The sequence below is a fragment of the Salinicola sp. LHM genome (genome assembly GCF_034479735.1).
GTDB lineage: Bacteria > Pseudomonadota > Gammaproteobacteria > Pseudomonadales > Halomonadaceae > Salinicola > Salinicola salarius.
In genome coordinates, this window is record NZ_CP140261.1 from 2325175 (window position 1) to 2338582 (window position 13408).

Annotated in this window: 16 protein-coding genes; 1 reads left to right on the forward strand and 15 read right to left on the reverse strand. The window is 63.3% G+C overall.

Annotation, left to right across the window (positions count from 1 at the left end; all coding sequences use genetic code 11):
• Positions 1-69: 69 nt before the first annotated feature.
• The 12 genes from R5R73_RS10795 to R5R73_RS10850 form a co-directional block, all read right to left on the reverse strand.
• The gene (locus tag R5R73_RS10795) at positions 70-405 is read right to left on the reverse strand and encodes a PilZ domain-containing protein (RefSeq protein ID WP_071233048.1); all 336 of its coding nucleotides are present in this window, start codon (positions 403-405) and stop codon (positions 70-72) included.
• Between the two features lie 56 nt (positions 406-461).
• Positions 462-1445 (reverse strand): DNA polymerase III subunit delta', encoded by a 984-nt coding sequence (locus R5R73_RS10800; protein WP_322527506.1) that lies wholly within the window; start codon positions 1443-1445, stop codon positions 462-464.
• The gene (gene tmk / locus R5R73_RS10805; RefSeq protein ID WP_416221187.1) at positions 1436-2092 is read right to left on the reverse strand and encodes a dTMP kinase; all 657 of its coding nucleotides are present in this window, start codon (positions 2090-2092) and stop codon (positions 1436-1438) included. Before tmk ends, R5R73_RS10800 begins: the two co-directional genes overlap by 10 nt.
• 51 nt (positions 2093-2143) lie before the next feature.
• Complete coding sequence (mltG, locus tag R5R73_RS10810) at positions 2144-3148, reverse strand: endolytic transglycosylase MltG (RefSeq protein WP_322527507.1); 1005 nt, start codon at positions 3146-3148, stop codon at positions 2144-2146.
• Positions 3149-3217: 69 nt separating this feature from the next.
• Complete coding sequence (pabC, locus tag R5R73_RS10815; protein WP_322527508.1) at positions 3218-4024, reverse strand: aminodeoxychorismate lyase; 807 nt, start codon at positions 4022-4024, stop codon at positions 3218-3220.
• A 5-nt stretch (positions 4025-4029) separates the two neighbouring features.
• Positions 4030-5268 carry a beta-ketoacyl-ACP synthase II gene (fabF, locus tag R5R73_RS10820; RefSeq protein WP_071233056.1) on the reverse strand — a complete coding sequence of 413 codons (1239 nt, stop codon included), beginning with the start codon at positions 5266-5268 and terminating at the stop codon, positions 4030-4032.
• A 292-nt stretch (positions 5269-5560) separates the two neighbouring features.
• On the reverse strand, positions 5561-5794 hold the full coding sequence (acpP, locus tag R5R73_RS10825; RefSeq protein WP_071233058.1) for an acyl carrier protein: 234 nt from the start codon (positions 5792-5794) through the stop codon (positions 5561-5563).
• A gap of 96 nt (positions 5795-5890) precedes the next feature.
• The gene (gene fabG, locus R5R73_RS10830) at positions 5891-6634 is read right to left on the reverse strand and encodes a 3-oxoacyl-ACP reductase FabG (RefSeq protein ID WP_322529586.1); all 744 of its coding nucleotides are present in this window, start codon (positions 6632-6634) and stop codon (positions 5891-5893) included.
• Positions 6635-6646: 12 nt separating this feature from the next.
• On the reverse strand, positions 6647-7609 hold the full coding sequence (fabD, locus tag R5R73_RS10835; RefSeq protein WP_322527509.1) for an ACP S-malonyltransferase: 963 nt from the start codon (positions 7607-7609) through the stop codon (positions 6647-6649).
• 5 nt (positions 7610-7614) lie between these two features.
• Positions 7615-8733, reverse strand: coding sequence for a phosphate acyltransferase PlsX (gene plsX / locus R5R73_RS10840; RefSeq protein WP_322527510.1), 1119 nt, complete (start codon positions 8731-8733; stop codon positions 7615-7617).
• A 26-nt stretch (positions 8734-8759) separates the two neighbouring features.
• Entirely contained in the window at positions 8760-8930 is a 171-nt protein-coding gene (gene rpmF, locus R5R73_RS10845; protein WP_071233061.1) for a 50S ribosomal protein L32, read from the reverse strand.
• A 31-nt stretch (positions 8931-8961) separates the two neighbouring features.
• Entirely contained in the window at positions 8962-9489 is a 528-nt protein-coding gene (locus R5R73_RS10850; RefSeq protein WP_416221238.1) for a YceD family protein, read from the reverse strand.
• 137 nt (positions 9490-9626) lie between these two features.
• Between R5R73_RS10850 and R5R73_RS10855 the strand changes: the two genes are divergently transcribed.
• A complete protein-coding gene (locus R5R73_RS10855) occupies positions 9627-10220 on the forward strand; it encodes a Maf family protein (RefSeq protein ID WP_322527512.1) in 594 nt (197 codons plus the stop codon).
• Here the strand turns inward: R5R73_RS10855 and sppA are convergent.
• The 3 genes from sppA to R5R73_RS10870 all read right to left on the reverse strand — a co-directional run bounded on the left by sppA (position 10208) and on the right by R5R73_RS10870 (position 13013).
• Positions 10208-11272, reverse strand: a complete 1065-nt coding sequence (sppA, locus tag R5R73_RS10860) for a signal peptide peptidase SppA (protein ID WP_071233065.1) — start codon at positions 11270-11272, stop codon at positions 10208-10210. The genes R5R73_RS10855 and sppA overlap by 13 nt on opposite strands.
• Before the next feature lie 99 nt (positions 11273-11371).
• A complete protein-coding gene (locus tag R5R73_RS10865) occupies positions 11372-12076 on the reverse strand; it encodes an HAD-IA family hydrolase (RefSeq protein ID WP_322527513.1) in 705 nt (234 codons plus the stop codon).
• Positions 12066-13013, reverse strand: coding sequence for an RluA family pseudouridine synthase (locus R5R73_RS10870; RefSeq protein WP_071233066.1), 948 nt, complete (start codon positions 13011-13013; stop codon positions 12066-12068). Before R5R73_RS10870 ends, R5R73_RS10865 begins: the two co-directional genes overlap by 11 nt.
• Between the last annotated feature and the right edge of the window lie 395 nt (positions 13014-13408).

The window sequence follows — 13408 nt, forward strand, 5'->3', positions numbered from 1 at the left end:
CAAACATGGCGCCCGGCATGGCACGAGCATGGCGAGCAGACCACTCATGCCGACAAACCGAAAGCGCCGTCACAGGGTATGACTGAGCGACTCCCCTCGTCCGGGAGAAGATGCCAGCCGCGCCTCGATACGTTCACGCAGCGCCTGATCCTCAGCACTGAAATGGACCCCGATGCCGGCAACGCGTTGCCCGGCGCCGGTCGGCGTCAGCCATACGACCTCTCCGGCGACGGGGAAGCGCTCGCTCTCGCCGGGCAATGTCACCAGCAGATAGACGGACTGGCCAATTCGATAGTCCTGCTCGGTCGGCACGAACAACCCGCCATGCTTGAGCCACGACATATAGGCGCTACGCAGAGTCTCATCGTCGCGGATGGTCAACGACAGGGCCTTCTGGGCATTCATCAGCTTTCACCTTTACCGTTAGTCGCCGCATCAGCGTTCGACTCGTTGCCGCCGGCTCAAGAGCGCAACAGGGCCGCCCAGCGGACCAGCCAGGCCTCGAGCACCAGTTGCGGGTTGGGATTTCCCCCCGCCGCCAGCAACCGTCGCTGTTCGCGAGCGTAGTCGAGCAAGCGGAACCAGTCGCGGACTCGGGCATTCTTGACGGCCTGGCGATACAGCGGCAGCAGGTCGCTGTTGCGCACCCGCTGGGGGTCCCCCGACAAGCCGAGCCGGATCAGATCCTCGAGCCAGGCGATGCCATACCACAGTATGCGGTCGAGCGCCTGGGCATCGAGTCTTGCCGCTTCTCCCACGGGTTCGCCGCCGCGCACCAGCGCGTCGAAAAGCTCGCGCAGGTCCTGACGCAGATTCCGGGCATCGGCACCCGCCAGCTCTTCGGCCAGCAACGGCAGGCCACCGGCGACACGCAGCCAGAATCGCGCCTCTTCTCCTTCTCCCAGACGCTCGCGCAACCACGGCTCGGCTGCCTCCAGCGGCGGCACGGCGAGGTTCCAGTGCTGACAGCGCGAACGAATCGTCGCCAGCAGCCGCGAGGGAACATCGGAAACCAGGATGAACAGGGTGCGCTCACCCGGCTCTTCCAGGCTCTTCAGCAACGCGTTGGAGGCCGCGACGTTCATCGCCTCGGCCGGTTCGATACGGATGACTCGATAACCGCCCTGCTGCGCGGTCTGGGAGACGAAGCCGTTGACCTGACGAATCGCATCGACACGAATCTGGCGCGACTTTTCGGCCGGCGTCACACTGAGCAGATCGGGATGATAGCCCGACGCCAGCATTCGGCAGCCGTGGCATTCGCCACAGGCGATGTCTGCCGGCGTGCGACACAGCGTCCGCGCGATCAGCGCATCGGCCAACGGCTGCTTGCCGATCCCGCGCGGGCCGGACAGCAGCAAGGCGTGCGGGAGACGGCCGCCGTCCTGCAGCTCGACCAGCTTGCGCCAGCGATCGAGTTGCCATGGCAACGGGGTCATAACCATGCGGCCAGCCTTTCAGTCAGGCACTGCTCGATGGATTTCTGGACCGCTTCCAGCCCGGGCGAGGCGTCGATGACCGCGAATCTGGCTTCCTCGGCGGCACGTGCCAGGTAAGCCTCGCGCACGGCTTCGAAGAACGTTTCACGCTCACGCTCGAATCGATCGAGCTGGGCACCTCGCTGGGTGACGCGCTGCGCAGCCACGCTCACCGGCACGTCGAGCAGCACGGTCAGATCGGGCTGCAGGTCGCCCTGGACCAAGGTCTCCAGCGTGCGAATGCGCTGGAAATCCAGTCCTCGCCCGCCGCCCTGATAGGCAAACGTGGCATCGGTGAAGCGATCGCAGACCACCCAGGCGCCGCGAGCCAGTGCCGGACGAATGCGTTCGGCCAGATGCTGGGCACGCGCAGCGAAGACCAGCAGCAGCTCGGCGTCGTCGCTCCACGCCTCTTCACGGGTAGGGTCCAGCAACAGCTCGCGAATGGCTTCGGCGCCAGGCGTGCCCCCCGGTTCCCGGGTGCGCACGACCTCGACGCCCCGTGACGTGAGCCAGTCGCAGACGAAGCCGACATTGGTCGTCTTGCCCACGCCCTCGCCGCCTTCCAGCGTGATGAAGCGGCCGGCCCGCTGTTCCATATCGCCTGCGCTCATGCGGTGTCGTCTCGTCGGTATGGTCGGTTTTGCGGGTGCAAGCCCGCGATTTCAATCGCGATTCAGGATATAGCGGCGGACGGCCGCATTATGCTCTTGCAGCGTTCGTGAAAACTGGTGCGAACCATCGCCCTTGGCGACGAAATAGAGCGTATCGCCATCGGCGGGATGTACCGCAGCCTCGAGCGCGCCCCGGCCAGGCATGGCGATCGGTGTCGGCGGCAACCCTTCGATGACGTAGGTATTGTAGGCGGTCTGCCGCTGGAGATCGGCTCGCGTGATGTTGCCGACGTAGCTGTCTCCCATGCCATAGATGACGGTGGGGTCGGTCTGCAGGCGCATGCCCTTCTCCAGGCGTCGCGTGAAGACGCCGGCGATCTCCTTGCGCTCCGCCGGGACGCCGGTCTCCCGCTCGATCAGCGATGCCAGAATCAGCGCCTGGTAGGGCGAGTCGATGGGGAGATCGTCATCGCGCTCGTTCCATACCGTGTTCAGCGTCTGCTGCATGCGATCGAACGCGCGCTGCAGGAGTTCGAGATCGGCAACCCCCTTGTGATAGCGGTAGGTGTCGGGGAAGAACTGCCCCTCGGGATGCGTTCCCTCATGGCCCAGCGCCGTCATGATCTCCTCGTCGCTCATCTCGCTAGTGCGATGCTCGAGCTTCGGTGCCTGATCCAGCAGCCGGCGCATCTGCTTGAAGGTCCACCCCTCCGGCACCGTCAGGCGGTAGGTCACGACCTGGTCGCTCGAGAGATGCGCGATCAGTTGACGGCCGTTCATGCCCGGTTCGATCTCGAACTCCCCGGCCCGAATCCCCTGCGTGGCCTTGGGAGCGACGCGCGCCAGAATCCGGTAGGGCCATGCCGCCTCGATGATGCCCCGACTTTCGAGGTCGTGAACGACCTGGGTGAAAGCCGCACCGGGCGGCACCTCGTAGACCGTCGTCTCGTCGAGCGCGATCGGTGCATCGAGCTGTTTCTGCCAGTAGTGGAAACCGCCGAACACCACGATCGTGGCGACCAGCAACAGCAGGATCAGAATCTTGAGGACACGCATGTTTATCCTTAGTCCCGGAAATCAGTCCCGGATGTCGCTTCATGGCGCATCCGGGCAAAAATACTGAAGTCAGTCATTCGGGTTCAGCGGGTAACCCAGACGCCGGTGAGCCACTTGCTGAAGAGAGGAAGCGAACGTCGACGGCCATCGTTTGAGGCATTTCCCGGCGGCATCGTCGAGCCGACGAATGGGCCAGACCCCCTGGACGCTGTTGAGCAGCCAGGCAGCATCGGCCTGGCACAACGAATCCAGCCCCGCTCGCACCCAGTGCAGCTCGATATCGTCATTCACGGCGCTCAACAACGTGCCCGTGACGCCGCAGCGATCCAGCAACGGCGTCTCGAGCCGTCCCTGCCGATACCAGATCAGATTCATCGCCGTGGCTTCGACCAGATGGCCCTCGCTATCGCAGAGCAGCCCTTCGGCAATGGCATCGTCCTGCCACTCCTGACGCGCCAGCACGTTCTCCAGCCGCGCCAGATGCTTGATACCGGCCAGACGCGGCTGAATGCCCAGACGCAGTTCGCAGCACCGCACATCGACACCCTCGAACCAGCGCCGGGACGCAGGCTGGAAAGCCGACGCGGTCCAGCGCCAGCGCAGCTCGGCGGAGTCGGGAGGCCGATAACCGCGTCCGCCGCTGCCACGGGTCACCATCAGCTTGAGTACGCGAAGCCCCGGGCCGCATTGTGCCGGCAACCGATCGAATGCCTCGAAGTCCGGCAACGGCAGCGAAAGCCGCTCGACGCCTTGTCGCAACCGCGCCATGTGGTATTCCCACAGCAACGGCTGCCCGTCCCGAACCAGAACGGTTTCGAATAGACCGTCGCCGTAGGCCAGTCCGCGGTCGTCGAACGGGAGCGCCGTGTCGCGCATCTCGATCAGACCTGGGTGAAGATCAGCGAACCATTGGTGCCGCCGAACCCGAAGGAATTGGACAGCGCGGTGCGGATCGGCATGTCCCGTGCCGTGTGAGGCACGTAATCCAGCACGCAATTCTCGTCGGGGTTATCCAGATTGATCGTCGGCGGCGCGACCTGATCGCGGATCGCCAGAACACAGAAGATGGCTTCGACGGCGCCGGCCGCGCCCAGCAGGTGGCCGATCATCGATTTGGTCGAGCTGACCGCGACGCGACGAGCCGCATCCCCCATGACCCGCTCGACGGCACGGCTTTCCGCCACGTCCCCGGCCGACGTCGACGTACCGTGGGCGTTGATGTACTGGATATCGGAAGGATCGATGCCGGCATCACGAATCGCATTGGCCATCGAGGCCGCCGCACCACTGCCATCTTCGGGTGGCGAGGTCATGTGGAAGGCATCGTCGCTCATGCCGAAACCGGTCAGCTCCGCGTAGATGGTCGCGCCACGGCGCTTGGCATGCTCGTACTCCTCGAGCACCATGACACCGGCGCCGTCGGATAGCACGAAGCCGTCGCGGTCGCGATCCCACGGGCGGCTGGCGGCCTGCGGATCGTCATTGCGCGTCGACAGTGCTCTGGCAGCGGAGAACCCGCCGAGCCCCAGCGGCGTGGTCGCCATCTCGGCCCCACCGCAAAACATCACGTCGGCATCACCATAGGCGATCGTGCGGGCACTGTAGCCGATATTGTGCGTGCCCGTGGTGCAGGCAGTGGTAATGGCGATATTCGGGCCTTTGAAACCATGCTGGATCGCCAGGCTGCCGGAGATCATGTTGATGATCGAACCCGGCACGAAGAACGGCGAAATACGACGTGGCCCGCCCTTCTTGAGCGAGTCGTGATTACGCTCGATCATCGGCAATCCGCCGATGCCCGACCCGATCGCGACACCAATGCGATGCGCGTTCTCTTCGGTACATTCGATGCCCGAATTGCGCATCGCTTGCGTCGCGGCGGCGACACCGTACTGGATGAACAAGTCCATCTTGCGAGCGTCCTTCGGATTGAGATACTCGCCGATATCGAAATCCTTGATCGCACCACCGAATCGCGTGTTGAAACCCGCGATATCGAAACTGTCGATCGGCGCGATGCCACTCTTCCCTGAGAGGAGATTCTTCCAGCTCTCCTCGACCGTGTTACCCACTGGCGTTACCAACCCCAGCCCGGTCACCACCACTCTTCTGCGCGGCATCGAATCTCCTCCGAACTTCCTGATGACCATGGAAGGCAATCCCCGTGAATGTCGGCCTTGGCCATCACATCACGAGATCCCGACCTTCGCCTGGCCCGATTGGCGCAAATTATACCTGAACATCCCGGGAGATGGGCGCCACAAGCAGGGACTTTGGCCTCTCTGTTCGCGCGTCGGCACGATCTCGAGAAAAGACCCTGAAATGCAGAAAGCCGCTCTCATGGAGAGCGGCTTTCCGAACATCGCAATTTCAGCCAGCCAGAACACTCCGCCATGGCGGAGTGTGCCAAGCTTACTGGTGAGCGACGATGTAGTCGATCGCTTCCTGAACGGTCGTGATCTTTTCAGCTTCTTCGTCGGGAATTTCGGTGTCGAATTCCTCTTCGAGCGCCATCACCAGTTCGACGGTATCCAGCGAATCCGCGCCGAGGTCTTCGGTGAAGGACGAGGAGTTCTGAATATCCTCTTCCTTGACGTTCAGGCGTTCGGCAACAACCTTCTTCACGCGCTCTTCGATGGTGCTCATTATGTCGTTACTCCTAGTGGTACGAATCCGCCAGCTAAAAAGCTGCGGGTAGTTTATAGACCGCCCCCAGACGACGCAACCCGCGTCGCGGAAGGATTACCGCATGTTCATGCCGCCGTTGACCTGCAGCGTTTCGCCGGTAATGTACCCGGCAGCATCGCTGGTAAGAAACCCGATGGCGGCAGCGATTTCCGCCGGCTGCCCCAGGCGCGCCAGTGGAATTTGTCCCAGAAGCGCTTCTCGCTGCGCTTCCGGCAAGGACTGGGTCATGTCCGTGTCGATGAAACCGGGCGCCACGGCATTGACCGTGATCGCACGGGAGGCGACCTCTCGAGCCAGGGCACGGGTAAAGCCTTCCATGCCCGCCTTGGCGGCAGCATAGTTGGCCTGCCCCAGATTGCCCATCATCGCGACCACGGAACTGACATTGACGATACGACCGAAGCGCGCCCGCGTCATCCCCCTGAGACTCGCCTTGGAAACACGATAGACCGACTTCAGGTTGGTATCGAGCACCTCGTCCCACTCGTTTTCCTTCATGCGCATCAGCAGGTTGTCCCGCGTGATACCGGCATTGTTGACCAGAATGGTCGGCGCCCCGAAGGTGTCGGTGATGCGCTTGAACACGGCATCGATACTGGCCTGATCCGTCACGTCCAGCGCCAGGCCCAACCCTTCGATGCCTTGAGCCTTGAGATCCTCGTCGATCCTCGCAGCGCCACTTTCGCTGGTCGCGGTGGCGACGACGATTCGCCCCTGCCGCCCCAGCTCGTGCGCGACCGCGCGCCCGATACCCCGGCTCGCTCCCGTGACCAGCGCGACTCTACGTTCGGTCATGATGTCATCCATCCTTTAAGGCTCTTGTACATCCAGCGCATCACGCGCCAGCTCCAGCGCCGAAGCCAGGGTATCAGGGTCGTTGACTGCGAGCCCCTTGGCCTGGCGCTGGATCCGCCTGTTCAGTCCGGTCAGAACCTTGCCCGGCCCGCATTCGATGAAGACGCCGGCGCCATCGTCGAACATGGCATTGACGCATTCGGTCCAGCGTACCGGACGGTAGAGCTGCTCGACCAGACGCTGCTGGAGCACCTCCGTCGTCTGCGGCACTTGTGCATTGACGTTCTGGTAGACGGCGTAACGCGGCAGCTTGAATTCCATCGTCGCCATTGCCTGGGCAACCTGCTCGGCCGCGGGCTGCATCAAGGCACAGTGGGATGGGACCGAAACCGGCAAGGGCAGCGCACGCTTGGCACCCGCTTCCTGGCACAGCGCAATGGCGCGATCGACAGCACCCTGATGCCCCGCGATGACGACCTGGCCCGGCGAATTGTAATTCACCGCCGACACCACCTCCGACTGGGCCGCATCGCGACAGGCCGCTTCCACCGCCGAGTCATCCAGGCCTAGGATTGCGGCCATCGCGCCAACGCCGGCCGGCACCGCCTGCTGCATCGCTTCGCCACGCAGACGCACGAGACGCACCCCCTCGGCAAAGCCCAGGGCGCCGGAGCAGACCATGGCGCTATATTCGCCCAGGCTGTGTCCTGCCATCATGTCGGGGCGCGGCCCTTCGAGTTCCTGCCAGACGCGCCAGATCGCCACGCTGGCAGTCAGCAGCGCAGGTTGCGTACAGGCCGTTGCGTTGAGCTTCTCTTCCGGACCTTCCTGAACGACATGCCAGAGATCATAGCCCAGCGCTTCCGATGCTTCATCGAATGTCGTGCGCACGACACTATAACGTTCGGCGAGTTCCCGCAGCATGCCGACCTGCTGGGAACCCTGCCCCGGAAAGACCAAAGCCAGTGATTGCGTCATCGCGCTCACCCTTGAAATGATGGACCGTCGGAACTCGTCATATCGCGAGACCCGCTATCCACTCGGCCGCTCGCAACGGTCGACGAGATAACAGGCGTCGCTACATCCTGAGACCATGCAGCGCGGAAGTGCTCCGGAAGCCCGACTTCGACTTCCCGTATTGCCCGGTCGATGGCAAAAGCAAAAGCCTGGGCGCTGGCGTTACCATGGCTCTTGACCACGATGCGGTTCAGACCAAGCAGGCTGGCGCCGTTATGCCGCACCGGATCCAGCTGCGCCTTGAGCCGCATCAACGCCGGCCTTGCCAGCGCCGTGACCAGCCGCGTCGACCAGTGGGACTCGAAGGTTTCCTGCAGACGCTTGAGCAGCATCTGGGCGACCCCCTCGCTCGCCTTGAGCACGGCGTTTCCCACGAAGCCGTCGCAAACCACCACGTCGGCCTGGCCGGAAAAGATGGCATCGCCCTCGAGGTATCCGATGTACTCGAAGTCGCTGCCACCGCGAGCTCTCAGCAGCGCATCGGCCTCGCGCACGCGAGCCACCCCCTTGCTGGCCTCGACGCCGATGTTCAGCAGCGCCACCCTGGGCACTGTGATGCCGTCCACGACACGCGCCATCAGCGCCCCCATATGGGCAAAGTCGAACAGATGACGAGCATGGACGTCGACACTGGCGCCCAGGTCCAGCAGATAACAGCGCCCGCCCTTTCGGGTCGGCACCGCCGTACTGATGGCAGGTCGCGAAATGCCGGGAACCGTCCCCAGCTCACGCCGCGCCAAGGCGACCAGCGCGCCGGTATTGCCACAGGTAATACCGGCTTCGGCTTCATGTTCGCGCACGGCTTCCAGCATGCCGTACAGGCTGGTGGCAGAAGGGTCGTCGAACACATCCATCGGCGGCGTGGACTGGAGCACCACACGCGGCGCATCCACCAGCCTGACGCGTTTGGCGAGGGACGGCTCCCCCGAGGCCTTGGCCAGCTCCGCAACCAGAGCGGAAAGCTCTACCTGCGGGCCAAACACCGACGGTTCGAGATCAGGGTGGCGCGCCAACGCCAGAAACAGACCACCAATAGTGGCGCGGGGACCGAAGTCCCCGCCCATGGCATCAATAGCGATGCGCATTGCCTAGCGAAACGCTCGAGGTCTCGTTAAACGTCGATGACCTTGCGACCACGATAGTAGCCGTCCGGCGCGACGTGATGACGACGATGCGTGGTGCCGGTTTCCTGATCCTGGGACAGAGCCGGAGAAGTCAGGGCATCGTGTGCACGACGCATGCCACGCTTGGAACGGGTTTTACGGTTTTGTTGAACGGCCATGATACGACTCCAACGTCAATGTCTTTCAGATTCAGAGTTTTCCCTTCAACGACTTCAGGACGTCGAAGGGGTTGTCAGGGCGGGAGACCTCTTCAATCGGGGCATCACCGCTGCTCATTTGCTCACGAGAAACCGCGCAATCCGCTTCATCGTGATAGACCACTTGGGGCAGGCTGAGAATCAGCTCGTCCTCGATCGCCCCCAGCAGGTCAAGCTGTTCTTCGTCGACCAGAACCGGCTCGTAGTCGCTGGGCACCTCCGCCGCCAACGCATCGTCACTGACGATGGCCAGCCTGAAGTGGCTCGCGACGGATACCGCCATGGGCTGCAGGCAACGCCGACACGGCACCATGAGATCCGCTTCCAGATCGCCGTCGATGAGATGACGCCGCTGCGTGTCGACGTCGAACTGCAGCCTCACGCTAGCGCTGCCTTGCTGCGGCCCGATCTCGTCCTGCAGGCGCACCAGTTTCTCGAGGTCGACAAGACCCTCGATCATTTCTTGGTTAGCCGCTGCTCGATAAGGCTCAACGGTCGGGGGAAGTCGTCTGGTCAACATAGGCGCGACATAATAGGGACTCACCGTGCCCCTGTCAAAGCACATGAAGCACGCTATCCTGTTGCCGGAATGCGCCGACTGCGGGTCTCGGGCCGGAAGCCCGGCGCGACAGCCATCCGACTCCAAAGAGGAAGCCCATGTCTCGTCTGGTACTCGCCTCCAGCTCTCGCTATCGCCGCCAGCTACTGGATCGGCTCGATCTCTCCTATCAATGGGCTGCACCGAACATCGACGAAGCCCGGCGCGGCGGCGAGGACGCCGTCACTCTGGCGCACCGCCTGGCGCTGTCCAAGGCGCAGGCGGTCGCGGCCGACTATCCCGATCACCTGATCATCGGCTCCGACCAGTTGGCGCTGTTCGAGGGAGACATTCTGGGAAAGCCCGGCGACTTCGATACGGCTTGCGCCAATTTGCGCCGATTTTCGGGCCACCGGGTCAGCTTCATGACCGGTCTCGCCCTGATCGACACCGGCGCCGGGCGTCATCGTGTCGTGCACGACACCTACCACGTCTGGTTCCGAGACCTGAGTGACGAGGAGATCGAAAGCTACGTCTCCCGCGATCAGCCTTACGACAGCTCGGGCAGCTTCCGCATGGAAGGCCTCGGCATTGCACTGTTCCAGCGCTTCGAAGGCAACGACCCCAACACCTTGATCGGCCTGCCCCTCATCAAGCTCTGCGAACTTCTGAGAGAGGCAGGGCTGAACCCCCTCGCGGGTCAGGGCAACTGATAGCGTACGGGCGAGGCGCCGTTGCTCAGCCCCAGCCAGTGAGCGGCAGCGCTGGTCAGCTTGTCGGAGACCAGCGCCCAGGGGTCCAGCGACGGCGTATAATCCTTCAGACTCACCTCGCCCAGGCGTGCGCGAGACAGTTGCTCGAGATTGCCGATGTCATCGACCAGCCCCAGCGCTTTTGCCTGTTCACCGGTCCATATCAGACCCGAGAAGAGTGCAGGATCGTCGCTCAGGCGGTCGCCACGCCCAGCCTTGACCGCATCGATGAACTGCCGATGCGTGGTGTTCAGCACCGATTGCCAGAAGTCGCGCTGCGGCGGTGAAATCTCGGAGAATGGATCCATGAAGGCCTTGTTTTCACCGGCAGTGAAGACCCGCCGCTCGACGCCCACCTTGTCGATCGCCTCCTGGAGGCCGAACCCGGCACTGATGACGCCGATGGAGCCGACCAGACTGGCTGGCGAAGCGTAGATGCGATCCGCTGCCGAAGCCATGTAGTAGGCACCGCTGGCACCGATATCCTCGATCACCGCCAGAATCGGCTTATCGCCCTGCCCCTGGAGATAGCGAATCTCGTCGTAGACTCGTTGCGACTGGACCGGGCTGCCGCCGGGACTATTGATATGCAGCACGACGGCATCGGCGTCCGAGGCCCGCCAGGCCTGCTGCAAGCCCTCGATGATGCGCTCCGCGCTGGCCTGGCCGTTCGCATCGATGGGCCCGCTGACCTCGACGATACCCAGATGGCGACGGCTGGCAGACGCTCCCTCCCCCTGCGCCAGGAACATGGCATAGGCGCTCAGACAGAGGCTCGCGATCACGATCAGCGCGAACAGCAGGCGAAAGAAGATCTTCCAGCGTCGTGATCGCCGCTGCTCTTTCAGGACGCCGCCGATCCAGCGATCCATCATCTGCACTTCGGCCAATCGCACCGAGTCGGCATTGGCCGACTCGTCACCGCGTGAAGACGCTGCCGCCCGGCGTCGCTCGACTTCCTCCCGGCTCAGCTCAGGCCCCTGCGTCCAGTCATCCCGTCGCTCGTCGCTCATCTATTATCCTCTCCTTGCTGAATGCCACCACGCGGTGGCGACCCGGCATCCGTCATGCCGGCGGGATCAGGTATCGCCTCGATACCGACAACGACGCTCTCAAGCCAGCAGCCACTCGACGACCGATGAAAAGTCGTCGGCAACGAATTGCGGCTCGCTACGCATCAGCCGCTGACGCTCGTGAACTCCGTAGGTCACCGCGACGCGATCCATGCCGATGGCCCTGGCCATCTCCAGATCATATTCGGTATCTCCGACCATGACCGCCTCGGCCACCGGCACGCCACACTCGGTCACCAGCTCTTCCAGCATCAGAGGATGCGGCTTGGAGCGGGTGAGATCGGCGGTGCGACTGGCAACGAACCAGTTACCGCAGGATTCGTGACCGAAGACACGATCCAGCCCGCGGCGACTTTTCCCGGTCGCGACCGCCAGCCGGCATGCAGCATCATCCCGCAAGCGCCGGATACCCTCGGCTACGCCGGGAAAGAATGGCGTCGGTATCCGATCGACGGCCCGAAACTGGTGACCATAGACTTCGCGCAACCGATCCTGCTCCGAAAGCGTCACGCCCGGAAACAGTACGGCGACCGCTTCGGGCAGCCCTAGCCCGATAATGTCGCGAACGGCAGCATCATCCGGCACCGGCCATTGCAGTTCACGCGCAGCGGCCTGCATGCAGGCGACGATACGCGCCGCGGAATCCATCAGAGTGCCATCCCAGTCGAAGATGACCAGCGAATAACGGCAGCGCCGGGACGCCTGGCCCGGCAGCATTTCGACCGCGCTCGTTTCAACCGCCATGACGGGCACGCTCCAGCACCTTTTCCAATCCCGGTTCCAGCGGCGCTCTCGCCTGCACCAGACGGCCGGTCTTGGGGTCAGGAAAAGTCAGCGTCAGCGCATGGAGGAACAGCCGATCCAGGCGCAGGGAGCGTGCAAGATAGGCTCCCTCGGCGCTGCCGTACTTGTCGTCGCCTAGCAGCGGGTGACCGGCATGAGCGGCATGAACACGAATCTGATGAGTGCGACCAGTGACCGGCTCCGCCTCGACCAGCGTGACCTTCGGGAACGTTTCCCGCACGGCGAAGCGCGTCCGCGACACCTTGCCGCCGTCATCCACCCGCACTCGTCGCTCGCCGTTACCGGCGTCATAGCGTTCCAGCCGCGCACTGACGTAATCGCGACGCGCCGGCCAGCGCCCCTGGACCAGCGCCAGATAGCCCTTCTCCATGCGACGCTCGCGCAGCGCGGTGTTGAGAGACAGCAGCGATTCACGATTCTTCGCCAGCAGCAGACAGCCCGAGGTATCGCGGTCGAGACGATGAACGAGCTCGAGAAAATCCAGGTCTTCCCGCACCTGGCGCAGCGCCTCGATCAGTCCGATCTTGACCCCGCTCCCGCCATGTACCGCCAGCCCGGAAGGCTTGTTGATCACCAGCCAGTCAGGGCCTTCGATGACGACACTGCCGGCCAGCAGGTTACGCAGGCTTTCGCTGGCTTCCTTGACGGCGCTTTCCGGCGCCAGCCGCAACGGCGGCACACGGACGACATCGCCGGCCTGGACGCGATAATCCGCCTTGATGCGCTTCTTGTTGACGCGCACCTCGCCCTTGCGAACGATGCGGTAGATCAACGACTTCGGCGCCCCCTTGAGCCGCGTGCGCAAGAAATTGTCGATTCGCTGCCCATGCTGCGACTCGCTGACCTCGATGAACTGAACTTCCTGGCCTTCGGCCATGCTTGACTCCCCTCGACAGCGCTCCATGGCGACACCCGCGCGCCGCCGGGCGCCATTCTAACGCACCGCACCGGCAGCGCGAGCTCAATTGCCGCTGCCTCGGCATTACTGTTATATTGCGAGCTCACTCGGTGGGCTCTGCCCATTCAGGCGCCAGCCACTGGATACGCTGGCCGAAGTGAAAAAATGTCTCGATCTTCCAGAGAGTTAACGAAGCCTACCGCTCACGGCTGCTGGAATGATCAAAACACGTTTGGAACGCCAGACCCTCGACTCGACGGCGCGACTGACAGTCTCAGCTCGCCAGACTCGCGGGAAAATCCACAGGTACCAGTGGAAGGCGTCGCCGAACCGAACAATGCCAAGTGATATAGACGGCAGTCTGCAGGACCGGA